Consider the following 23247-nt stretch of genomic DNA (forward strand, 5'->3'; position numbering starts at 1 on the left):
GATCACTCTTTTGGGGATGCAAATAAAGATTGGAGAATCATTTTGGGAACTGCTTCGAGGGCAATATCAATACATGATGTTTCTGCTATTGATACCTCCATACTTTTATATTCGGCATATCTGAAAATTAATGTGCCGTTTTCGGGAACCTTCAGTGTATATCGTCCGTCTATATTCGTCAGGGTACCGGTAGTTGTACCTTCCAATAATATTGGAACGCTGATGAGTGGCTCATTTGTTTCTTTATCAGTAACGATTCCCGAAATGGTAACTGTGCCGGATTGGGCACAGACTGTTAGGCATGTCAGAAGAATAACTGATAGTATAAAGTATTTCATGGCGTAAAGGCGTTTATATCGACTCCGGTTATTAGTTAATAGAGTCGTAAATTGCCATTATTCCATAAATAGGGTCAACCCTTTTTCAATAAGAACTGGTCGATGGCATCTTTGAGCTCGTGCTTTGGTATAGCTCCTTGTCCCATTTGAGGCTCTTCGTCCATCGGGATAAGTAATAGGGTGGGAATACTGCGGATATTAAAAAGTTCAGCTAGTTCAAATTCTTGTTCAGTGTTTACTTTGTATATGTAAATCTGGTCTTTGTACTCTTTGGCGAGTTCTTCGAGTACAGGGGCAATTATTTTGCAAGGACCACACCAATCGGCGTAAAAGTCGATAATGGCGGGGCGGTCTCCCAGGTATTTCCATTCGGGAGTAGTTTCGTAGTTGGCTATTTTTTTGAGGAAGCCTATTTTATTGAGTTGTATAGTACTCATTCTGTTTCGGATTAATTGATAAATAAAAGTATTATAGTCATTAAAGGTAGTAAAAATTGGGTTTATGACCCCTATAATCCGGTTAATTATCCCCGAAACCTCATTTATTCACTGTTCTCAGTGCTCGTTTGATGATGTAAGATGTACTTTTGGATGTGCTTTCTGCTGCCCATTTTCTGCAAAGGTTTTTTACAAAATCGGGTTTTGATTTACTTGCGTCATTCAGCCAGTTGGCAACACTATCCTGAACGTATTTTGAAGGGTCTGAGTTCAGTTTCTCCAGAATGGGTAGAGCCAACTCGGGTTCGGTTTTCAGGCGGTCGATATGTTTGCACCAAACCCCATTGGGACGGATAGCTTCGCACGAAAATCTCCTGATATTATCATCACTGTTTACAGCCCATCCGGTAAAGATGCGGATAACTTTTTCGATGTGTTTTTCTGTTTCGTGCCTGATAGCCATCCATGCTATTTCGCGTACCCCGAAATGTGTGTCGGCAGCAAAGGGTTTTATTCTTTCCAGTTTTTCTTCGACTGTTATACATTCGTTTAGTCCTACTATGTAAGCCGCCCAGCAACGAGCCATGTCAGAAGGGTGGGGACTCAGCTTACCGAAAAGCCGGTCGTCATTTTCCGATATTGTTTTCCTGAGCAGGACTTCTCCAATCGTCCGGATATTATGCGTGACTGTTTTATTCTTCAGGCCGTTTATACTTTCTTCGCAGGCTGTAGCGTAATCAGGCTGTAGTATGTTATGTATAAGAATGATCTGATCTATTGCTAGCCATTCGGTGAGGTTAACCGATTCGATAAGACCTTTGTTTAATTGATTCAGAATATCCTGAGGGATGTCTTTCTGTGATCTGGCTCCTTTACGGGTTGGGGCATTCATTATATATGAGTATATTTATTTTATTTTTTATCAGAAACAAAAATCATCATTTCCCTTCAGTAATACAAGTACGCATATCTTTATGCGATAGGGATAAAAAAGTCACAATCGGATGAAATCAGATAAAAGAACAATAACAGAAAAGGTATGTCCGCTCGAATTAGCTGTGAATGCAATAAGCGGAAAATGGAAAGTGCCTATTATCTGGCAGATGAATAAAGGTAAAAAACGACCGAGTGAACTGCTCAGAGGGATAATGAAAGTAGACAGGCGGGTTCTTAACCAGCAACTCAAGGAACTGGAGTCTGATGGTATTATTGCAAAAGAAATATTCAAAGAGCTTCCTCCACGCGTAGAATATACACTGACAGAGCGGGGAGACCGGCTTGTAGAGGTTCTCTGGGGATTAAATGAATGGGGTAAATTGTTACTCCCCGAAAAAGAGAAATAAGAGTCTCGGATTTTGGGGAGCAACTGCTGATTTATTACAGATTGGCTGATTCTTCTTTTTTGAATATCTTATTGATAAGGTTTAGTAATGGCCCGGTCATAAATGTGGTGACGAGAGCCATTATCACCATCATGGCAAATATTTCGGCATTAAGCACTCCCAGATCATAACCGATATTGAGCACAACGAGCTCCATCAATCCACGGGTATTCATCAGCGAGCCGATGGTAAGGCTGTCTTTCCAACTCTGCCCGACGACCTTGGCGGCAATGGCACTTCCTGCAAACTTACCGACAATAGCGACCAGAATAATAAGTCCGGTGATACGCCACAGTTCGGGGTCGTCAATTAATCCGATCTCGGTGCGCAGCCCGCTCATTACGAAGAATAGGGGAAGGAAAAGCACTAAGGCAACATCTTCTATTTTTCCTGCAAATTTACTCCTGAACTGCATATCCGAAGGCATCATTACTCCTGCCATGAATGCACCGAAAAGGGCATGTATACCTATTGTTTCGGTAACAAATGCTGATACAAGCATCACAACAAAGAATATAGCTATAAGTGTTTTGCTTACTTCTTTATCCGCTTGATAGCGTTTCCCCAGTTTCTGAAGAAATGGACGGACAACTTTTATCATAAATGCGACATAAGCTACAGCCAGTACGATTGTATAAGCAGAACTTACTACCGAACCGGCTTTTACAATAGCGATTACCACAGCCAGTATACACCATGCTGTGATGTCGTCGGCAGCGGCACAGGTGATTGCTATGGCTCCGAGTTTGGTTTTTTGCATCCCTCTTTCCTGAATAATTCGGGCTAATACCGGAAATGCAGTGATACTCATTGATATACCAATAAACAATGCGAATGAAGAAAATTCGATATGATCGGGGGCATGCGCCGTATAAATGATGTAAGCCAATGCAACTCCGAGAGCGAAAGGTATAATTATACTGGCATGGCTGATAACGACAGCTTCGTGGGCTTTATTACGTAATACTTTCAGATTGAGTTCCATACCTATTACAAACATAAATAGAATAAGTCCTATCTGACTGAGAATATTTAAGTTGCCTAGCGATTGGGCTGGGAATAAAAAACCGGATACATCCGGAAAATACAATCCAAGCAAGGAAGGCCCTAGAACTATACCTGCAAGTATTTCACCTATGACCATTGGTTGCCCTATTTTTTTGAAAGCCCATCCGAATATACGGGATACTATAATTATCGTAATTATTTGGAGGACAAGTAGGCCAATAGAATGATGTAAATTATCGAGTAGCGAACCGATAAATTCCTGAAAGGGGGTTTTTTCTGAAATATTGCTGACAATACCACGGCCTTCTTCAAGAGCTTTGCCATAAAATATAATACCGTATATAAGTGCAGAAAATCCTCCGATAATAACTGCATAAAACAGAATGTCTTTTAATTTCTTCATAAGTTGTGGGCTGGTTCTTTAACGGCTTATTGGGCCGGAATGTAAAATGATGTGAAGTTGTATGCCGTTTTGTACATCTGTATACATAAGGGTATGTCGCAAATTTAAGTATTTTTTGATACTTTATGTGTTATTTTGCGAAAATTCGAGGCTTGTTTTGCTAAATTGTTAGATAAAAAACTGGTTTTCCAGATAAAGTAAAAGCCGGCTTTTATGTTAATAAAAACCGGCTTTTGTATGATATAGGTTATTCTATAATCCTTTTTTTAGTATCTGTAATGCTCAGGCTTGAATGGGCCTTCCTGAGGGACTCCCAGATAATCGGCTTGCTCTTTGCTCAATTTAGTCAGTTTCACTCCGATTTGTTCAAGGTGAAGGCGTGCTACTTCTTCGTCAAGATGTTTAGGTAGGCGGTATACATCTACTGTATAGTCTTTTTGCCAAAGCTCGATTTGAGCCAGTGTTTGATTAGTGAACGAGTTACTCATCACGAATGAAGGGTGGCCTGTTGCACAACCAAGATTAACCAGACGTCCCTCGGCTAATAAGAAGATCGAATTTCCCGCAGGGAATGTATATTTATCGACCTGAGGTTTGATATTGGTATGTTTGATTCCGGCAAAGCTGATCAGCTTCTCTACCTGGATTTCGTTGTCGAAGTGTCCGATATTACATACGATAGCCTGATCTTTCATTGCTTTCATATGTTCGATAGTAATGATGTCTTTGTTTCCTGTAGTGGTTACGAAGATATTGCCTTCTTTTACAGCTTCCTCCATTGTAGTTACTTCGAATCCTTCCATTGCAGCCTGAAGCGCACAGATAGGATCTATTTCGGTAACGATTACACGCGCTCCGTACGAACGCATAGAATGTGCACATCCTTTACCTACATCACCGTATCCGGCGATAACTGCTACTTTTCCGGCAATCATTACGTCGGTTGCACGTTTAATACCGTCGGCAAGAGATTCGCGACATCCGTATAGATTATCGAATTTCGACTTAGTAACGGAGTCGTTTACATTGATGGCAGGAATCAATAATTCGCCGCGTTCCATCATCTGGTATAAGCGGTGTACACCTGTCGTAGTTTCTTCCGAAACACCTTTCCAGTCGGCAACAGTGCGGTGCCATCTTTGGTTATCTTCTTTAAGAATACGGTTCAAGGTGTCAAGTATTACCTGCTCTTCGTGGTTAGAGCCTTTGCGGTCGATGGTTTTTGCATCGTTTTCGGCTTTGTATCCCATATGGATAAGAAGTGTAGCATCGCCTCCGTCGTCAACGATCAGATTCGGGCCTTTGCCTCCGGGGAAGCTTAGTGCCTGCTCTGTACACCACCAGTATTCTTCGAGTGTTTCGCCTTTCCATGCAAAAACAGGAATACCTGCTGCTGCAATTGCTGCTGCTGCATGGTCTTGAGTTGAGAATATATTACAGCTACACCAGCGTACATCTGCACCTAGTTCTTTCAGGGTTTCGATGAGTACTGCTGTCTGGATAGTCATGTGTAACGATCCCATTACTCTTGCACCTTTCAGAGGTTTCTGAGTACCGTATTTCTTACGAAGTGCCATCAAACCGGGCATTTCGTGTTCAGCTATTTCTATTTCTTTTCTACCGAAATCTGCCAGATTAATATCGGCTACCAAATACGGTAAGTTGGGTACTAATTGTATAGACATATTTAATAATTAAAATGTATTGATGTATTGTTCTGGCTGCAAAGATACAAATTAGATATTTTGCAGACAAGTTGATTCACTTTTAGTTAGCTATATTAACCGGATGTTTGTTTCCTTTATAGCTTTTTAGCATAACACGGGTTGAACCAACTTTCAGCTTGGTTTCGAGCCTTACGGGCAAACGGTTGTCATCGTCAGTTATATATACCTTCATCGCTTCTTTCCCGTTGTCGAATGCTTCGTCCGCTATATACAGAGTCAGTTTCAGACAATTGTATTTATTTCCGTCATTGGCTTTTACTTTTTCTTTACCATTGTAAATGATGCGCATATGAACATTTGACTTGCCGGTGATAAACCGCACTTTAGTTTCGGTAATGTCTTTCATGTTCGAATAATCGAGGGTACGCGCATAGAAGAGCACACTCATAAGATCATAGGTACAGGCATCGTTTTCGATGGTTTCATCAAACCTGAATTCTCCGTTTTTATGTCTGATACTCCGTGTTTTAACTTTTCCGTTAGCATAGGTGTATCCCATCCGTTCTTTGGTATAATCTCCTCCTTCATGCGCATCTTTCATATATGCCAGAGGTACAAGGTCTTTGGTCATAACACAAGCCAATGTATCGTTTAACTCAAACATCTTTCGGGCAAATCCTTGGGACTCTGATACAAGCGTCATTTTATACGCATCTTTACCTGCATAGCTCACATTCTGCGTGGTTAGCTTTGCATATCCGCCTTTGATGGTAGCTGCGAATTTTATGTACAGGTCATATTGGAGTGTTTCTCCTGCCTGAAAGTATTTATTGTTGATCGAGCATTGTGCCGCTACGTTTTGTATACCAAGCAGCGGTAACAGTAATAAGAGAGCCGATATGTAAAAAAATTTCTTCATAAGCGTATTCTGTTTAGTAAGTGATGCTTACTGATAGGTGTTATTATAATTGTTAGTAGCGTTACTGTTATTAGTAGTACTATTTGTATTCGAACTGTTTTGCGAATTTCCGCGCCTTTTCTCATTTGCTTCACGACGCTCAAGCTCTTTTTTCTTGCGGTCGTTGTCTTTTGGTTTGTTTTTGGTGATATCGAGTGGCTTCTGCTTGTCGAGTGGCAGTTTGTTCACAGTCCAATCTTCTTCCATCTCCCAATATGCCTTCAAATCAATGCTTTTGCTATAATAATAAACCATTTCGGGTTCGCGTTTGTTCGATTCGGTATATTCACCCGGATCCCATTTACCGTTATCATTATTGTCAATTACTATACGGGCGTAGTACACACCGGGATCGAGATTTGGAACGGATGTTTTGGGTAATGAGACCTTGGCTTTTCGTATTACTCTGTCCGATTTATCGAGTATCTCGATGAAGGCAGGAATACTGTCGGGTACACCTTCCAGATAGAATGAGATGATACCGTACTGGTCTTCGGTCTTCACTTTGAAGCCTGATTCGAATTTGTTGTTCCATCGGCCATCGTAGCTGTGGATAGCCGCCGAATCTACTTCGAATTTATACTGACTGCCTTGTCTCCACTTATATTGTATTATATATTTTCGGGGGCTCAGAGTATCATTGCTTAGTACAAAATCTCTGTCCTGATAAGTAGAGTCGACCAACTCTTTTAATTTCAACTGGTTCTTTTGCAGATCGATAATGGGTCTGTCAAATTCGATATTGATATTCTTGTATACATCAAAAGCCTGTGATATATCGGTACTTATGTTGAGAAAGTCGATTTTCTCTTCTTCCTCTTTTCCGTCTTTTTTCCGTTTCTCTTTTTCTTTCTCCTTTTTCTCCCGTTCTTTTTCGTCCTGTTTACGACGCCTGTTTACGAAACTCAAAGTATCGCTTACCGGCTGTAATTGGTTCAACGAGTCGGTCATATAATACGATATCTTTAGGTTGATGCTGTCCATCTGGACAATCGCCGGTTTGGTGATCCAGAATTTCAGGGTATCGTTTCCTGCGGAACGTTCCAGTACCGACCATTCGTCTATCCCAGCCGGAATATCCAATGGTTCTATCTTGGGCATTTGAGTAGCCGATCCGAAGAAGATGTTCAGTACATCGTCAGATGGGCGTTCGACTTTTTGCAGATATTGCCTCTTGAATGATGAGGTGAAAGATCTTAGCACAATATCATCGGGCAAGAAGCGGGTGTAATGTACTGTTTTGATAGTGTCAAAAATATGCTTAATATCGAAAATACTGTCCTGGCGGCTGGCGGCTTCGGTCGAAGGAACTATAACTTCGTCTAGAAAAGCGATAGCTTCTCCCGGATCGTTGTACCGGTAATCCCGATTAATGTCGTTCAGCGCATATATTCTGTATTTACCCGGTGCAATACCTTTGATAGTGAACTTACCCAGTTCATTGGTTCGTGATATACGTAAAAAGGGTTTTTTGATGAAGGCTGTATCTGACAAGTCGGAATGAATACCTACATACATCCCCGACACCGGTTCGAGATTATCGGCGGTAAGGACTTTCCCCGACACGGATAGACTGTCTACCACGTCACCTGTAGAAAATGAGATGGCAAAGTTTTCGAGAACGTTTTTTTCGTTGTTATCTACTATCGCATCCGTAAAGTCGATAGTGTATGTTGTATTTGCAAGCAGTGTGTCACGTAAATCCACAACTACACGATTGTTGACAGCACGTATGTTCGGAAAGTTTTGTTGAGGAGGCGTGATGATTATTTTTTCGTCCTGCTTTTCGAGTTGTACAAGTTCGTCGAATATAATCTCCACTCTTCCCTTTTGTACATTAGTGGCATTAAATTCGGGAGTTACTTTTACAACTTTCGGAGGATCTAGGTCATAATCTCCTCCCGAGGGTGTGCCAATACTGGCACAGGCTGTGATAAAAGTTCCAATACAGCACAGAAGAATCGTGCGGATAGTATGTTTTTTTCGATCGAATACGGATTGTCTGAACATATAATGTTTCTTACTTGCTATTTCGGACAAAAATACAATTATTTCTTGTTCTTATTTAATTTATTCCTAACCGATTTTAATGGAAATACCTTGTTCAGTTTTATAAAAGAGACGGTTGCTGAAAGAACCAGCATCGGCACAACTGCAATTATACTATATTCCGGCTTGTATTGTACTATAACAAAAGCTAATAAAACTAGAATAAAGCTAAAGATTCCGAATGTCAGATTTTCGCTAGCCCATTTAAATCCGGTGAGCTTCTTTCCGATAACGAATACCACAGGAAGATATATCACATATCCTAACAGATAAGCTATACCAACGGCATCGAATCCGAAGTAAGGATACAGCAGATAAGTAGAGCCGAGATAAACAAGGAGGTACAACATTTCGGTAGCAAAGTATATGGCTCCCTTGCCTTTAGCCAGCAATATAAAGCCTAAAGGCCACGATAATAATTTGGCGAATGTGCCCAGTATCTGCCAGTTTAAAACGGATGCTGCTCCTGTAAATTCAGATGAGTATAACAAAGCGAGTGCCAGTTTAGAGACCAATAATAAAATCAATATTGCCGGTACGCAGAGTATAAGTACTATGTAGGTTTGTTCGTTTATCAGCTTGCGTGATCCTTCTTTGTTCTCGATTACACTGCAAAGGCGGGGATAAAAATCGGATCCCATTGATTTCAGGATCATCGATAAATAAACATTGGTAATACTCCATGCGGCCTGATATAACCCGACTGATTCTAACCCTATATTGTTTGTAAGGAATGCACGGATAATGAAATAGCCGACCATTGTCGGTATTGCTGCCGATGCAATAAAGAAACCCAGCCTGAGCATCTCTACTCCTCTTGCTTTGACCTCGCCGAATGATAATTTTATCTTGGGGATATTCAGCCTTCTGCGATAATAATATGCACTGTAGAACATCCCGATACTTACAACGATAAAAACCGGTATAATACCCTCTGCTCTCCAGTAATAGTATAAAGGGATGGCAGCTATCAGTCCTGTCAGATTCCATATAATCGCAGATTTCACCATATAGCCTATCTGCCGTAATCCCTGTAAGATTACAGTTTGCCCTGCCGCAAGTACCATAAAAAATAAACTGACCGACAGGATAGCTATTTTTAGCGTATGTTCGGTATTATCGAATAGCCATAGTCCGATAGGATAGGCACAAAGTATGCACACAATAGCACTTAGGCCGGCAAGAATCAGCGACCATGTATCTACAGTGGAAATAGTTTTATAGAGTTCCGTTTTTTCTTGCTCTTCTGCCGACTTTGCGACTTCGCGTACTCCGCTTGTCTCTATCCCGAATCCGGTAATAGACTTTATGGTATCGAGAATAGATTGGTAGACACTGATAAGTCCGGTGCCAGCTGCACCCAGAAGTAATGCAATGAGTTTGTTGCGGGCAATTCCGATAAGAATGGTAATCACCTGCGAGCCGCCGAATATACTGGTCGACCTGATAATCTGTTTATATGAATTATCGCTTTTTTGCAAAGAAGTAAGTCTTAAGTGCAAATGTAAGGAAAGAATAGGTTATAAGATACCGCTACGTCCTATTTTTCTCTTTTCCAGATATGAATAGATGGTGAAGATGAACGGGAAGATGTGCCCTGTGTAGTTAAATATCCTGAATAAGAAAGAAGGATATACCGATTTTTTTTCTTGCTCGATACCCCGGATAATAGCTTTTGCTACGGTTTCTACACTTTGTGTAGGAAAGGGCAAAGGAGGCTCTTTATCCCCGTTAGCTTTTTCGAAGAATGGAGTACGTGTCGCCACCGGATAAACAGTAAGTGTATGTACGTTTGACGATTTTTCGTACTGATAAGTGTGGACAAACTGTCTGATAGCTGCTTTTGTGGAGCAATACAATGAATAGTAGGGCAGAGGAACACTTGATACAGCTGATGATGTACATACAAAAAAGCTTTTTGAGCTTTTGCCATTAAATTCGATTTGCTTACTTAAAGAGTAGATGGGTGAAATAGTATTCAGAGCAAAAATATGTTCGATGTGCTTCCAATCGGGTATTTCTATTTTTTCTAAATAGGCAAAACCTGCATTTGCGATAAAGATATCTATGTTTTGAAAGATACTTTTTGCAAAAACGAATAGTCGGTCTATCTCTTCCTTGTTACTTAAATCGGCAGAATAGGGGATGATAATTCCTTCCTTGACAGGTATTGGTTCAATATGCCGCGCAACAGCTATAATTTGCACATTCCCGTATTCCGATAGCCGTTTGAGTAACTCCAGCCCTATGCCTGATGATGCTCCGGTGAGAATTATTCTTTTACCTGCTATGTCCATCTTTAGTCTTTATTCCAAAGGATTGTATAGTAGGCATTTCTATCGACATTAAATCCTTCGAGGTTGATATTTCCTACCATGGCGTTCGAAACCACATAAGCAGTATTTTTCTGAGGGATAATCTGTTCGGGTAACCCAAATTCTACATTGGCATACGAATCTGCTATTTGTATTGATTCGCCTGTCTTCTTGACTGTCTTAGCGAAGGTATATGGGTCAACAGGATCGAAGAACAGAACTGTACTGTGAACAATATCACGGGGATAGTATATCTTGTCGAAATCCTTATCTCGGACAAAGAGTACACTTTGCTTGATCATATGCGAATAGTAAGTGAATCCCGGCTTAAATGTTTTAGCATTGAAATAAGCCAGCAGAAAAAGCAGAAATAGAATACTGAATGTTGATAAGAATAAGCCCTTGGCTGGTGAAAATGATTTGGTGAAGTAATAAATACCATATCCTGAGAATATAGAGAATGGTAGCCATAATAGATTCCAGTGAACAAGGCTGGCTCCAATCAGGATAAGTAACACGGAGGCTGATGCAAGCATTATAAATAATATATCCTCGCTGTTACTTCTGTCTTTTGATCTGAAAAAATACCAGATTCCGTAACCCAGTAAGGGTAAGGATATGACATTGTAGAATACCCCGAAATAAGGTATTGCTATTTCGTTACTGATTCCGTCCGTTCCCAGTAAGATCAGTTTAGCTATGACAGGTATGCTGATTTTTATTTCATTAAGTATATTGTTAGAGCTGAGGATAAATGTTCCGGTATCATCAGCCCTGTTGAATTCGAGTTGGGGAATTGTCATAGCACCGACTTTTACTTCTCCGAAACCAAGATACATAACTCCAGCGAAATAGATTAAAGGCCATGCAATAAGCAGCATTACCCCTATAGACCCGGCTATTTGTTTTGTGGTGATCAGTTTTTTCTTTAATAAGTATATGAAGAGAGCCACAACCAGTACCGGTAATACAACCCATGACACTGCGTACCCGTACGCGGATAATGCAAGTATCCCGAATCCGAGGATATAGGCGGTGCATCGTTGCCAATTGACAGTAAGGTAGCAGGCTAAAATAATAAAGCAAACACCGATTAAAATCAAATCGGGGGCAACCATTGCATCCAGTCCATAACGGCTTTTCATGATATGCCACGGACAGATAGCCAATATGCATGTCATAGTAGCGGTGAGGAGTGTATCTTTTTGTGTTTTACGCAACACCCAATAGAAAAATAGTATGGCAAATGAACCTAGCAGGGACATAGGCAGACGGAATACTCCTTCCGACAATCCGAAGAGTTTTACAAACGGGGCTGCCATATAGATGTATAATGCACTCATTCCACTGCCCCATACCTTCATATATACAGGGAAAGAGGTCATATGGCTGTCGATTCCGAAATTGCCGAGACACCATGCTTCGTATCCCGCCATGGCTTCGTCGAGATTAGCTCCATCCATATAGTCTAGATTGTAGAGGCGCACTATAATCCCGATAACCAGAACCAGTTGTGTGATATATAAATGCGTCTTATCTTGCTTCTCCGGATATGATCTTGTTTTCCATACTTCTCTGCCTATAAAAAGCAGAGCCAAAATGAAAAACAATATCTGTATATACATATAATCTTGAAAAATCATCTTTTAAATCTTTATGTTATTTAGACCATAATACACTGTAATATATACCCTTTTCGATATTGAACCCGGTAAGGTCAATTGATGGCAATGAGGCGTTTGATATCACATATGCGGTTTTTTCTTGTGAATGTATTTCGGCAGGTAATCCGAACGAAATATTGTCGTAAGCTACAGCTTGCGCCAAATCATTCCCATTCGAAACAAATGTCTTTGCAAATGTATATGGATCTACCGGATTATAGAAAAGAGTAAAACTGTGTATTATATCTTGTGGATAATAAATCTTATTAAATTGTTTTGAGCCGACAAAGCGGATCTCTTTTTCAAACATATAGGAGTTGAAAGGACTGTAGATGTTTTTGTCGAAATAATTTCGCAGGAATAATCCAAATGATAAAATATATATTGTACCTATAATAAACAGATTTGTTCTGGATATTTCAGCAAATCGGAAAATGCCATATCCGGTGAAATATATCACGGGAAACCATATCAGGTTCCAATGGTTTATAGTGGGCTCTACCAGCAATAAGAGAGGAAGGCATGAGATGAGCCATATTAGAAATATCCGTCCCATAATATCTTTAGCTTTGATGCTTTTGTATAAGCCATATGCAAGAAATGGTAAAGAGATAATGTTGTAAAATACACCTGATACCGGAAGAGAACTGGCATTGAGATTATCGACACCTGTAATTACGATTTTATAAGCGTATTTTGTATACCGGATAATTTCGGCAGGGATATTACTCGCTCCTAGGAGTGTTGTATTATCATGCCTGTCAGCGCTTAATTGTGTGATAGTTATGAAACCTAATGAGAATTGATCCCATTTCAGGAATAATCCGAAGGCGAATAGTACTAGTGGAAGCAACACTATGGCTGAGGTAATAGAAACAATTGCTATTTTCTTGATATCTATTCCTCCTTTTTTATACAGAAACCAAATAGTTAGTAGGTAAATAAAGGGTAGAACCATCCAGCTGATGCCATATCCATATGCACTGACCGATAACATAATAAAACCACCAAGATAAAACCACAATTGTTTTTTTTGTGTGCTATAGTAGCCCCATATGATGAGGCAAATGCCTATAAGTATAAGGTCGGGGCAAATGTTACAATCTACAGCGAAGCGCGATTTGATGATATGCCACGGATTAATTGCCAGAAATGCAGTAATACAAAGCGTTGCGAGAGTGTTTTTTTGTCCTTTTTTTACAGTCAGGTAAAGAATTATCAGAGCAAGACACCCGATAATGGACATTGGCAGGCGGTATGCAACAATATTTAGCCCGAAAATCTTGATGAAAGGAAGTGCGAAATAAGCATATAAAGCACTCTGTCCGGTTCCCCAGGACTTAAGATATACCGGATAAGATGCCAGATTGCTATCGACCCCAAAGTGAGCCAAGCACCACGAATCGTATGCTCCCATGGCTTCGTCGACAAAGATCCCATGAGGATATGTCAGATTAATCGACCGGAGTAAGATACCGGCTAGGAGAATAATCAGTGTACAATAAGTCAGTTTGCGGTCACTTAGAGACAACCCTTTCACCTTTTGTATTTCATAGCCTAAAAAAACAGCTACAAATACAAAAAATATCACCTGCACTATCATGTAGGGTTGAAATTCCATATTATATAATATAAGAGGTATATGTTATAGATATATACCTGATATCCCTTTTATCTTATCTTGTCAAAGCCTTCACCATATACGCCTCTAACAGTACTTTGTGATATGAAGGCTTTCTCATCGATATTCCGGATGAGGCGGAAAAGTTCAACTGATTCGGCGCGTTTTGCCAGCACCATTATTACTTTAGTCGGTTTTTTAGTGTACCATCCCATTCCGTCGAGCATAGTACATCCCCGGTGTAATTCTTTATTGATAGCATTTGCAATTATATCGTGTTTCTCGGATATAATAAGTACCTGTACCGACTGCCGGAAACCGTTGATAACCATATCTATGGCATAAGTCATTACACCCATTACTATCAGTCCGTATACTATTTTGTTGACATCCTGAAATACAATATAAGAGCAACAGATGATAATGAAGTCGCAGAGTAACATTCCCCGCCCGAAGGCGATATTCTTGTATTTATTAATGAGGGCTACAATGATATCGGTTCCTCCCGTACTACCGTTGGCGCTGAATACCAATCCGATACCGCTACCACACATCATTGCACCGATTACACCCGATAGCAATGGCTCGCCGGAAATGATGGGCTCTTTTATGATAATAGTCAGGGCGGTCATCATGGCAGTAAGCGTTATTACTCCATAGATTGTTTTAATCAGAAACTTGAAACCCAAAATCTTGAGAGCAACAATTAGCAGCAAGCAGTTTACTGCAAAATATGTTTCCTGTAAGAGTATCTTGCCATTGGTCCCATATTCGACTAAAAGTCCGATACCGGCAAGTCCACCGGTAACTATTCCTCCGGGTCGAATGAAACCTATCAGCCCTATGGCATATAATGCAAGCCCTAAAGTTATATTAAGGTAGTCCTTCCAATAGAAATTCTTGAGGTACTGCTTCGGCATATCAGAGAACGATATTTACAATTTTCTTCGGTACGATAATTACCTTTTTCGGAGTTTTGCCTTCGAGCCATTTTTGTGAAGACTCGTGAGCCAAAACTGTTTTTTCTATTTCGTCGTTGGCTGCGTCTGCTGCGAATTCGATGGTGAAACGAGCTTTTCCGTTGAAAGAAATTGTATAGTTGACAACATCTTCTTTCAGGTACTCTTCGTTACAAACAGGCCATTGAGCATCACATACACTGCCGGTGTGTCCCAGATTGTGCCATAGTTGCTCGGCTATATGAGGGGCAAATGGGGCGATAACTATAACCAACTGTTCAAGTATTGCCCTTTTATTGCACTTCAGAGAAGTCAGCTCATTAGAACAGATCATAAATGCAGAAACCGAAGTGTTGAATGAGAAATTCTCGATATCCAGACTTACTTTTTTGATCAGTTTATGCAACGATTTCAGCTCGTCCTTAGTTGGTGCTTCGTCAGATACAGTAAATTCTTCACCCGTGTGGAAAAGGTTCCATAAGCGGCGAAGGAATCTGTGTACACCATCAATACCATTCATATCCCAGGGCTTAGATTGCTCTAATGGCCCAAGGAACATTTCATACATTCTTAATGTATCTGCTCCATATTTGTCTGCTACATCATCTGGATTTACGACATTGTGATATCTTTTCCCCATCTTTTCGATAGCCCATCCACAGATATATTTTTCATCTTCCAGAACGAATTCGGCAGAAGCAAATTCGGGTCTCCAGGCTTTGAATGCTTCAATATCCAGTATATCGTTATTCACGATATTTACATCGACATGAAGTTCCGATGTTTCGTATTGGTCTTTCAGTCCATGAGAAACAAATTTATTAGTACCGTTGATACGATATACAAAATTGCTTCGTCCCTGAATCATACCTTGATTGATCAACTTGCGGAATGGTTCGTCCTCACAAGCTACTTTGATGTCATAAAGGAATTTATTCCAGAAACGGCTGTAAATCAGATGCCCTGTAGCATGCTCGGTTCCCCCGATATACAAGTCAACACTGCGCCAGTATTCGTCTTTGTCTTTTGCAACAAGAGCCTCGTTGTTATGTGGATCCATATAACGAAGATAGTAAGCCGACGATCCGGCAAATCCGGGCATTGTATTCAATTCAAGCGGAAATATAGTGGTATTATTTATTTCCGATTTGTCTACCACTTCTTGTTTTACAGTATCCCAAGCCCATTTAACAGCATTGCCTAGTGGCGGTTCTCCTGTTTCGGTAGGCAGAAATTTATCTACTTCAGGAAGTTTCAAAGGCAGTTTGTCGACAGGCAACATTTGAGGCATTCCATCTTTGTAATATACAGGGAATGGTTCGCCCCAATAGCGTTGACGCGAGAAAGTTGCATCACGAAGACGATAGTTGGTCTTTACGTGACCTATATTTTTTTCTTTGATGTATTCTTTCGTTTTTGCAATCGCTTCTTTTACGGTTAGTCCATTCAGGAAGTCTGAATTCATGACAATACCTTCTTTAGCATCAAAACTTTCTTCCGAGATATCACATCCTTCAATCAAAGGGATAATAGGTAAATTGAAATGCTTTGCGAAAGCATAGTCCCGGCTATCATGAGCAGGTACAGCCATAATGGCTCCCGTTCCATATCCGGCCAATACATAATCGGCTATCCATACCGGAATTTCTTTTCCGTTTAATGGATTGATAGCATATGATCCGGAGAATACGCCCGAAACTTTCTTTTCGGATTGGCGTTCACGTTCCGTACGTTTTTTAGTTGCAGTCAGATATGCGTCCACTTCGGCTTTTTGCTCCGCTTTTGTAAGCATGGCAACATAGTCGCTTTCGGGAGCAAGTACCATAAATGTAACCCCGAAGATGGTATCAGCACGGGTTGTGAATATTTCGAGTTTGATATCCGAATCTTTTACCTTGAATTTCATCTCGGCACCTTCCGAACGGCCTATCCAGTTTTTCTGGGTTTCTTTCAGTGAGTCGCTCCAGTCTATAGTATCTAAGCTTTCCAACAAGCGTTGTGCATATGCAGAAACACGCAGACACCACTGGCGCATTTTGCGTTGTTCTACAGGATAGCCGCCACGCTCGGATAAGCCGTTTATAACTTCGTCGTTTGCTAATACTGTCCCCAGTGCAGCGCACCAGTTTACCATCGTCTCGCCCAGATAAGCGATCCGGTAATTCAGTAATACCTCTTGTTTCTCTACATCAGATTTGGCTTTCCACTCATCGGCTGTAAACAGTAATTCTTCGCTGCAAGCTATATTCATACCTGCTGAGCCTTGTTGTTCAAAAACGGATATCAGTTCATCAATAGGGCGTGCCTCTTGTTCATCGTAACAATAGTACGAGTTGAACATCTGGATAAATGCCCACTGCGTCCATTTGTAATAGCCGGGTTCGCAAGTGCGTATTTCGCGGTTCCAGTCAAAAGAGAAGCCGATCTTATCTAACTGTTCTTTGTATCTGTTTATATTTTGCTCGGTAGTGACCGACGGATGTTGCCCTGTCTGAATTGCATATTGCTCGGCCGGCAATCCGTATGCGTCGTATCCCATGGGATGCAATACATTGAAACCTTGGAGGCGTTTGTAGCGGGCATATATGTCAGAAGCAATATATCCCAGCGGATGCCCTACGTGTAGCCCTGCTCCCGAAGGATAAGGAAACATATCGAGGACATAGTATTTGGGCTTATCTTTGTTTTCTACTACTTTGTAAATTTGCTGATTAGTCCAAAATTCCTGCCAACGCTTTTCGATTTCTTTGAAATTGTATTCCATGACTTGTTTTACCTGTTGTTTGTTTTCAGTTTTATCTAAAGTGACAAAAAAGGTCCGAGACCTTTAAGCTCCTCAAATTTCGATAACAAAGGTAGTTATATTCTTTGAATTAATAAATATGGTATAAAACCTAATTTTCAGATTGATGTGTCGTTTATATTTGCTTGTCAGTTATATTTTATGCCTATTTTGTAATGTGTATATATTAAAATGTATTTATATTTGCAAAATTAAAATATCAATTATTATATGGCTCCGGATTTGTAACTGTGAAGATATTCGAATAATGAGGATACCATGATATTGCTAAGAGACTAGTTTTTATTATTATATTTAATGGATCGCAGTGATGCGTAAAGCAGCAGAATCCTGACCGGGATTCTGCTGCTATTTTAATGTTTTGGATGAAATAGAAATAGCGCCCTGAGTATTAAATCAGGACGCTATTTTTTATAATGTAAATGTGAATTTATCAGTACATTTTTTCCCTTAACTGTTTGATTTCAGGAGATACGATGTAATCGTCGTAATCCATATACTTATCGATGATTCCGTTAGGAGTCAATTCGATAATACGGTTACAAGTGGTTTGGATAAACTCGTGGTCATGAGATGACATCAGGATAATTCCTTTAAACTGTTTCAATGTATTATTGAATGCTTGTATTGATTCCAGATCGAGGTGATTGGTTGGTGAATCCAATACAAGGCAGTTAGCATTTTTCATCATCATGCGGGCAATCATGCAGCGCATCTTTTCACCTCCGGATAATACTTTGGCACTTTTCAATACTTCTTCGCCAGAGAAAAGCATACGTCCTAAGAAACCTTTGATGTATATTTCGCTGGTGTCGTCCGAAAACTGAGATAGCCATTCTACCAAGGTTTGGTCTATTTTGAAATATTCCGAGTTATCCAAAGGTAGATAGGCTTCGGTAATGGTTTGTCCCCATTCGAAAGACCCGTTTTCGGGAGTTTGGTATCCGTTGATGATTTCGAAGAAGGCAGTCATTGCTCTGGGATCCTTGGATAAGAATATCACATGGTCGCCTTTTTCGATATTGAGGTTTATATTGTCAAAAAGAACTGTACCTTCGATAGATGCTTTCAGGTTCTTTATCTCCAGAATCTTGTTACCCGGCTCACGGTCGGGAGTAAAAATGATACCCGGATATTTACGAGACGATGGCTTGATCTCTTCAATATTCAGCTTTTCGAGCATTTTTTTACGGCTGGTAGTTTGTTTCGATTTTGCCACATTGGCACTGAAACGGCGGATAAACTCTTCGAGTTCTTTTTTCTTTTCTTCAGCCTTTTTATTCTGTTGAGCTTGTTGACGAAGTGCCAATTGGCTGGATTCGTACCAGAAGCTATAGTTACCGGGGTATAGGTTTACTTTACCAAAGTCTATATCGACTGTATGTGTACATACTGAGTCGAGGAAGTGACGGTCGTGAGACACCACTAATACTGTATTTTCGAAATTAGACAGGTATTGCTCCAGCCACATAACGGTGTCTATATCCAGGTCATTGGTGGGCTCGTCGAGTAATAAGTTGTCGGGGTTACCGAATAGTGCACGTGCTAATAAGATACGGACTTTCTGTTGTCCGCTCATATCCCGCATCATTTGTTGGTGTAGTTCTTCTTTGATCCCTAGTCCGCTAAGTAATGTAGCTGCGTCATTTTCAGCGTTCCAGCCTTCGAGTTCCGCAAATCTTTCTTCCAGTTCGGAAGCTCTGATCCCGTCTTCGTCAGTAAAGTCTGCTTTCGCATACAAGGTGTCTTTTTCTATCATAATATCCCAGAGGATGGTATGCCCTTGCAGCACTGTGTTCAGGACGGTTTGATCGTCATATGCAAAGTGATCCTGTGACAGTACCGACATACGCTCGTTCGGGTTCATCGAGAATGAGCCTTGGGTTGCATCTTTCTCTCCGCTCAGGATTTTGAGGAAGGTTGATTTTCCTGCCCCGTTTGCGCCTATTATTCCATAACAATTTCCGGGAGTGAATTTCAGATTTACGTCCTGAAACAAAACCCGCTTACCAAACTGAATACCTAAATTTGAAACTGTAATCATATTCTACTTCAAAATCAGAGGATAACCGATACCGGCTATCCTCTGATATATTTATAAATGTTTTCTTATTTTAATCAGAGCGCTTTTATTGTAACCGATGTTTGTAATTCGGGTACAATAGTTATTGATTTTTTGCTGCTTCCATCTTTTATTTCCACCTGAATTGATTTCGAAGGTTTTTCGGAAACAAATTTTTGGAAGGCGTAAAGATAGCTAAAACATGGCATATAAAGGCTCTCTTTTTTGAAAAGGTTTGCCGCATCGGCATATTTATTGACACTCCAAAGCATGCAATCGGGGAATCCGTTAGCATCGATGAAACGTGTTTTTGGGTTTCTAAACTTCATAGACTCAATGATAAAACGTCTGTAGCCGTTGTCGATTTCGTCTTTTGTATATTTGAAGTTAACGCCATTGATGCTCTCGATAACAGCACCTGCGCGTATTCCGGCATTGTAGGCCGGGGAGTTTTCGTCGACGGTAGTAATCGTTTTCAGGTCTTTGTTGTCGAAGTTCATTCCGGTATAATTGAAGCTCTTGAAGCTGACAATGTATTTAGCTGTGGTTTTTGCTACACTGTAAGGGTATTGCATCAACATTAATGGAGCGTGCAGGCGGGCATATTCTGTAAGAGCATAATCTTCTGTCAGATATTCAGTCGTTTTACAATCCCATATCTGGGTCATCTTTTCTGTGCTGATGAATTTTCTGTCGAAGAACCTTATTCCCAGTTCTAGTATATACTCACCTTTAGCTTCGGCATTTGGGTCTTCAGCCGAAAGAATAGGAACCTGTACCATTTGACGTATCTCACTATCGTATCTCCATGTTTTTTGATTTTTACTTCTGCTTGAAGCATTGTATTTCACATTGGGTTGATAACTGTAGTATGATTGTACAATGATATCGGGGTCTTTAGTATCTCTCACTAAACCTCTTTCGATAAGCGCCTGTTCTATTTGCTGGTTGATGTAGTGATCGGCATCGGGTACTGATGTGCCTTCGTTGATAAAGTCAAATGTGTGGTAATCAGAAAAATCAACGTTCGTATTCGGATCTACTCTAGCCGGAAGTGTAAATGACCGGTCGTTTGTAGTTTCTATACTGTAGAAAGAGTATGCAGATGCGAGGTCGAATTCGCTTAATGAATTAACAGTTCTGACTTCTGTTTCCAATGGGAACTCTTTGAAGTATGTATTAATATTTCTGACAGTCAGGGTCATGTTTCGCTCTGTTCCTCCTGTCAACCAACTGGCGATCGTTACATTGTTTCTCAGATATGTTGCCATACCGTTTATCTCCATAATGATATCACCTCTTTTCAGTCCTGCTTTGTCGGCAGATGAAAATGGTTGAACATGAGTGATGACCGGTTCGCCGTATCCCCAGTTCGGATTATTACTCACTTCAAACAAAATTCCTGCATCACGGTATTTTCGGTTTGGTTGAGCATATATCCCCGAAATGGTAATAGCAATAAAAAGTAAAATAAGACTGAATTTTTTCATCTATTTATTGGTTTACGTTTTAATTTACGTTCGTTAGTTGTTTTTAATTAATAGAATGTGAATATACGTTTTAACACACAAAGATACACTATTAGTCTAATAATCAAATACTAATTTTGATATTATTTTTTTAATGCTATTCTATGGTTTTTATTTTATATCTTTGCACCTCTTAGGCTAAATTAGGTTGAATAAACATAAAATATAAGCATATGTTTTCAGGAATTGTTGAAGATGCGGCCTTGGTAAAAGGTATACGTAAGGAAAACGAAAATGTGCATTTAACACTTACTTGTTCTTTTGTCAAGGAATTGAAAATAGACCAGAGTATTGCGCACAACGGAGTTTGCCTTACTGTTGTTGATTTGACAGAAGATACCTACACAGTTACCGCTATCAAGGAAACTTTGGATCGTTCTAATCTTGGGCTTTTGGCAGTAGGAGATAAGGTAAATGTAGAGCGCAGTATGCTGATGAATGGCCGTCTGGATGGGCATATCGTTCAAGGGCATGTTGATCAGACTGCACGTTGCACGGCAATAGACGAGGCCGATGGCAGTTGGTACTTTACCTTTGAATATGAGTATGATAAGGAGATGGCAAAAAAAGGATATATCACTGTAGACAAAGGTTCTGTTACAGTTAATGGTGTGAGTCTTACTGTATGTAACCCTACGGATAACACCTTTCAGGTAGCTATTATTCCTTTTACATACGAACATACGAATTTCCACCAGTTTAAGGTGGGTTCGGTAATTAATTTGGAATTCGATATTATCGGAAAATATATCAGTCGTATTGCTGCTATTAAATAATGGCTAAAATAGATTGATTTTTACGGTTTGCCTTTATAAAATTTGAAAAATGAAGCCGGGGATAATTTCCCCGGTTTTGTTTTTTTATATCGGGACAATATCAGGCATGGGAGAATTTATAGTTTTTGATTAAAGGAGAATTTTCTATAATTTCAGAGAAAAGATAAACCTGTAATATTAAATAAGATATGAAAAATAAAACATCTACACTTCGTCTTATATATCCTCAGTGGCAGGGTGGTATTGTAGCTCATTGGATGTCCGACCTTCCGGCGGACGATGCTTCACAGGGTTATTATCTGGGCGCCCGGTTATTGAACTTTCTGGCTCCGGCGAGTACACAAAAAATAGAAGAAGTACCGGTTTCGCTTGATATAAATGACAGGGCCGTTGAAAACGGAATCAGCGCATATCGTGTAATTGTGGAGCAGACAGAGGCTGCACTTGAAATTATCAGTCGTAATAATCCGGATAAAATAATAACTCTAGGAGGAGATTGTGCTGTTAGTGTAGCTCCCTTTTCTTTTTTGGTGGCAAAATACCGGGATGATGTTGCTATTATCTGGATAGATGCTCATCCGGATGTAACTCTCCCTTATGATGATTATAAGGGATACCATGCAATGGCGTTGACTGCTTGTTTAGGTATAGGCGACGAGAAAATTATAGAAATGCTTCCCGGTAAAGTCGATCCTTCAAAAGCTCTGATAGTGGGGATTCGTTCCTGGGATGAAGGTATGAAGGAACGACAGCATGAATTGGGTATACAAGGTTTATCTCCAACGGAAGTTGCCGGTGATAGCTCAGCCGTGATAAAATGGCTGAAAGGAACAGGCGTGTCTAAAGTTGTAATCCATTTCGATATGGATGTACTGGATCCGGCGGAGATAATAGCTGCTGTAGGAACAGATCCAGACGGAATGAAAATCGATGCGGTAATACGCCTGATTAATGATATATCTTCTGAATATGAGGTTGTTGGTTTGACAGTAGCAGAGCCGATGCCCCGGGTTGCAATCAAGCTCAAAAATATCTTAAACCGATTGCCTCTGCTGAAAGATTAATCTTTTAGAAATTGTATACTTATTCTTAAAGGGCCTGCATGAGATATTGCAGGCCTTTTTTGTCTTGAAAAACTCAATGGAATATAATTATCCCGAAATACATAATCATATCTAGGTATTATCCGGGGGTATTTTACCTAATAATAATGATTGCCTATCTATCCTTTTTTCTTGAATTTTGCAGGTCTAAAACAATGTTATAAATATTCTTT

Annotated in this window: 17 protein-coding genes and 1 pseudogene; 3 read left to right on the top strand and 15 right to left on the bottom strand. The window is 40.1% G+C overall.

Annotated features, from left to right (window positions below):
• Positions 1-2 precede the first annotated feature (2 nt).
• The 3 genes from BUC12_RS13380 to BUC12_RS13390 all read right to left on the bottom strand — a co-directional run bounded on the left by BUC12_RS13380 (position 3) and on the right by BUC12_RS13390 (position 1667).
• Positions 3-338: a carboxypeptidase-like regulatory domain-containing protein gene (locus BUC12_RS13380; protein WP_062183729.1), complete on the bottom strand. Its 336-nt coding sequence runs from the start codon at positions 336-338 to the stop codon at positions 3-5.
• A 74-nt stretch (positions 339-412) separates the two neighbouring features.
• Positions 413-832, bottom strand: coding sequence for a thioredoxin (trxA, locus tag BUC12_RS13385; RefSeq protein ID WP_062183726.1), 420 nt, complete (start codon positions 830-832; stop codon positions 413-415).
• A gap of 43 nt (positions 833-875) precedes the next feature.
• Positions 876-1667 carry a DNA alkylation repair protein gene (locus BUC12_RS13390; protein WP_062183722.1) on the bottom strand — a complete coding sequence of 264 codons (792 nt, stop codon included), beginning with the start codon at positions 1665-1667 and terminating at the stop codon, positions 876-878.
• Positions 1668-1779: 112 nt separating this feature from the next.
• On the opposite strand from BUC12_RS13390, the gene BUC12_RS13395 reads away from it, so the two are divergent.
• The gene (locus BUC12_RS13395) at positions 1780-2118 is read left to right on the top strand and encodes a winged helix-turn-helix transcriptional regulator (protein WP_062183718.1); all 339 of its coding nucleotides are present in this window, start codon (positions 1780-1782) and stop codon (positions 2116-2118) included.
• A 37-nt stretch (positions 2119-2155) separates the two neighbouring features.
• On the opposite strand, the pseudogene BUC12_RS13400 reads toward BUC12_RS13395, so the two are convergent.
• The 12 genes and pseudogenes from BUC12_RS13400 to BUC12_RS13455 form a co-directional block, all read right to left on the bottom strand.
• Positions 2156-3568: pseudogene (locus BUC12_RS13400) on the bottom strand (cation:proton antiporter domain-containing protein); the annotation flags it as partial.
• Positions 3569-3834: 266 nt separating this feature from the next.
• A complete protein-coding gene (gene ahcY, locus BUC12_RS13405; RefSeq protein ID WP_062183712.1) occupies positions 3835-5253 on the bottom strand; it encodes an adenosylhomocysteinase in 1419 nt (472 codons plus the stop codon).
• An 82-nt stretch (positions 5254-5335) separates the two neighbouring features.
• Positions 5336-6154: a DUF3108 domain-containing protein gene (locus BUC12_RS13410; RefSeq protein ID WP_062183708.1), complete on the bottom strand. Its 819-nt coding sequence runs from the start codon at positions 6152-6154 to the stop codon at positions 5336-5338.
• 27 nt (positions 6155-6181) lie between these two features.
• On the bottom strand, positions 6182-8203 hold the full coding sequence (locus tag BUC12_RS13415) for an Ig-like domain-containing domain (RefSeq protein ID WP_062183697.1): 2022 nt from the start codon (positions 8201-8203) through the stop codon (positions 6182-6184).
• Positions 8204-8241: 38 nt separating this feature from the next.
• Positions 8242-9723, bottom strand: coding sequence for an O-antigen translocase (locus BUC12_RS13420; RefSeq protein ID WP_062183694.1), 1482 nt, complete (start codon positions 9721-9723; stop codon positions 8242-8244).
• 39 nt (positions 9724-9762) lie between these two features.
• Entirely contained in the window at positions 9763-10539 is a 777-nt protein-coding gene (locus BUC12_RS13425; protein ID WP_062183691.1) for an SDR family NAD(P)-dependent oxidoreductase, read from the bottom strand.
• 2 nt (positions 10540-10541) lie between these two features.
• Complete coding sequence (locus BUC12_RS13430) at positions 10542-12200, bottom strand: hypothetical protein (protein ID WP_062183689.1); 1659 nt, start codon at positions 12198-12200, stop codon at positions 10542-10544.
• Between the two features lie 16 nt (positions 12201-12216).
• Positions 12217-13842: a phospholipid carrier-dependent glycosyltransferase gene (locus BUC12_RS13435; protein WP_062183687.1), complete on the bottom strand. Its 1626-nt coding sequence runs from the start codon at positions 13840-13842 to the stop codon at positions 12217-12219.
• 50 nt (positions 13843-13892) lie between these two features.
• Positions 13893-14762, bottom strand: coding sequence for a YitT family protein (locus BUC12_RS13440; RefSeq protein ID WP_062183685.1), 870 nt, complete (start codon positions 14760-14762; stop codon positions 13893-13895).
• A gap of 1 nt (position 14763) precedes the next feature.
• The gene (gene leuS, locus BUC12_RS13445) at positions 14764-17565 is read right to left on the bottom strand and encodes a leucine--tRNA ligase (RefSeq protein WP_062183683.1); all 2802 of its coding nucleotides are present in this window, start codon (positions 17563-17565) and stop codon (positions 14764-14766) included.
• A 472-nt stretch (positions 17566-18037) separates the two neighbouring features.
• On the bottom strand, positions 18038-19648 hold the full coding sequence (locus tag BUC12_RS13450; protein WP_062183680.1) for an ABC-F family ATP-binding cassette domain-containing protein: 1611 nt from the start codon (positions 19646-19648) through the stop codon (positions 18038-18040).
• Positions 19649-19722: 74 nt separating this feature from the next.
• Positions 19723-21156, bottom strand: coding sequence for a PDZ domain-containing protein (locus BUC12_RS13455; protein WP_062183676.1), 1434 nt, complete (start codon positions 21154-21156; stop codon positions 19723-19725).
• Between the two features lie 212 nt (positions 21157-21368).
• Here BUC12_RS13455 and BUC12_RS13460 point away from each other — a divergent pair, with 212 nt between their 5' ends.
• Positions 21369-21971, top strand: a complete 603-nt coding sequence (locus BUC12_RS13460) for a riboflavin synthase (RefSeq protein ID WP_062183674.1) — start codon at positions 21369-21371, stop codon at positions 21969-21971.
• 188 nt (positions 21972-22159) lie between these two features.
• The gene (locus BUC12_RS13465; protein ID WP_062183671.1) at positions 22160-23035 is read left to right on the top strand and encodes an arginase family protein; all 876 of its coding nucleotides are present in this window, start codon (positions 22160-22162) and stop codon (positions 23033-23035) included.
• Positions 23036-23247 lie beyond the last annotated feature (212 nt).

The sequence above is a fragment of the Indolivaga macrotermitis genome, assembly GCF_900128985.1.
GTDB lineage: Bacteria > Bacteroidota > Bacteroidia > Bacteroidales > Dysgonomonadaceae > Dysgonomonas_A > Dysgonomonas_A macrotermitis.

Bases quoted from the DNA above. Each gene is read 5' to 3' on its own strand.
- BUC12_RS13460 (WP_062183674.1), top strand. From the start codon at position 21,369: ATGTTTTCAGGAATTGTTGAAGATGCGGCCTTGGTAAAAGGTATACGT.
- ahcY (WP_062183712.1), bottom strand. From the start codon at position 5,253: ATGTCTATACAATTAGTACCCAACTTACCGTATTTGGTAGCCGATATT.
- BUC12_RS13380 (WP_062183729.1), bottom strand. From the start codon at position 338: ATGAAATACTTTATACTATCAGTTATTCTTCTGACATGCCTAACAGTC.
- BUC12_RS13390 (WP_062183722.1), bottom strand. From the start codon at position 1,667: ATGAATGCCCCAACCCGTAAAGGAGCCAGATCACAGAAAGACATCCCT.
- BUC12_RS13430 (WP_062183689.1), bottom strand. From the start codon at position 12,200: ATGATTTTTCAAGATTATATGTATATACAGATATTGTTTTTCATTTTG.
- BUC12_RS13450 (WP_062183680.1), bottom strand. From the start codon at position 19,648: ATGATTACAGTTTCAAATTTAGGTATTCAGTTTGGTAAGCGGGTTTTG.
- BUC12_RS13440 (WP_062183685.1), bottom strand. From the start codon at position 14,762: ATGCCGAAGCAGTACCTCAAGAATTTCTATTGGAAGGACTACCTTAAT.
- BUC12_RS13465 (WP_062183671.1), top strand. From the start codon at position 22,160: ATGAAAAATAAAACATCTACACTTCGTCTTATATATCCTCAGTGGCAG.
- BUC12_RS13455 (WP_062183676.1), bottom strand. From the start codon at position 21,156: ATGAAAAAATTCAGTCTTATTTTACTTTTTATTGCTATTACCATTTCG.
- BUC12_RS13395 (WP_062183718.1), top strand. From the start codon at position 1,780: ATGAAATCAGATAAAAGAACAATAACAGAAAAGGTATGTCCGCTCGAA.
- leuS (WP_062183683.1), bottom strand. From the start codon at position 17,565: ATGGAATACAATTTCAAAGAAATCGAAAAGCGTTGGCAGGAATTTTGG.
- BUC12_RS13425 (WP_062183691.1), bottom strand. From the start codon at position 10,539: ATGGACATAGCAGGTAAAAGAATAATTCTCACCGGAGCATCATCAGGC.
- BUC12_RS13435 (WP_062183687.1), bottom strand. From the start codon at position 13,842: ATGGAATTTCAACCCTACATGATAGTGCAGGTGATATTTTTTGTATTT.
- BUC12_RS13415 (WP_062183697.1), bottom strand. From the start codon at position 8,203: ATGTTCAGACAATCCGTATTCGATCGAAAAAAACATACTATCCGCACG.
- BUC12_RS13410 (WP_062183708.1), bottom strand. From the start codon at position 6,154: ATGAAGAAATTTTTTTACATATCGGCTCTCTTATTACTGTTACCGCTG.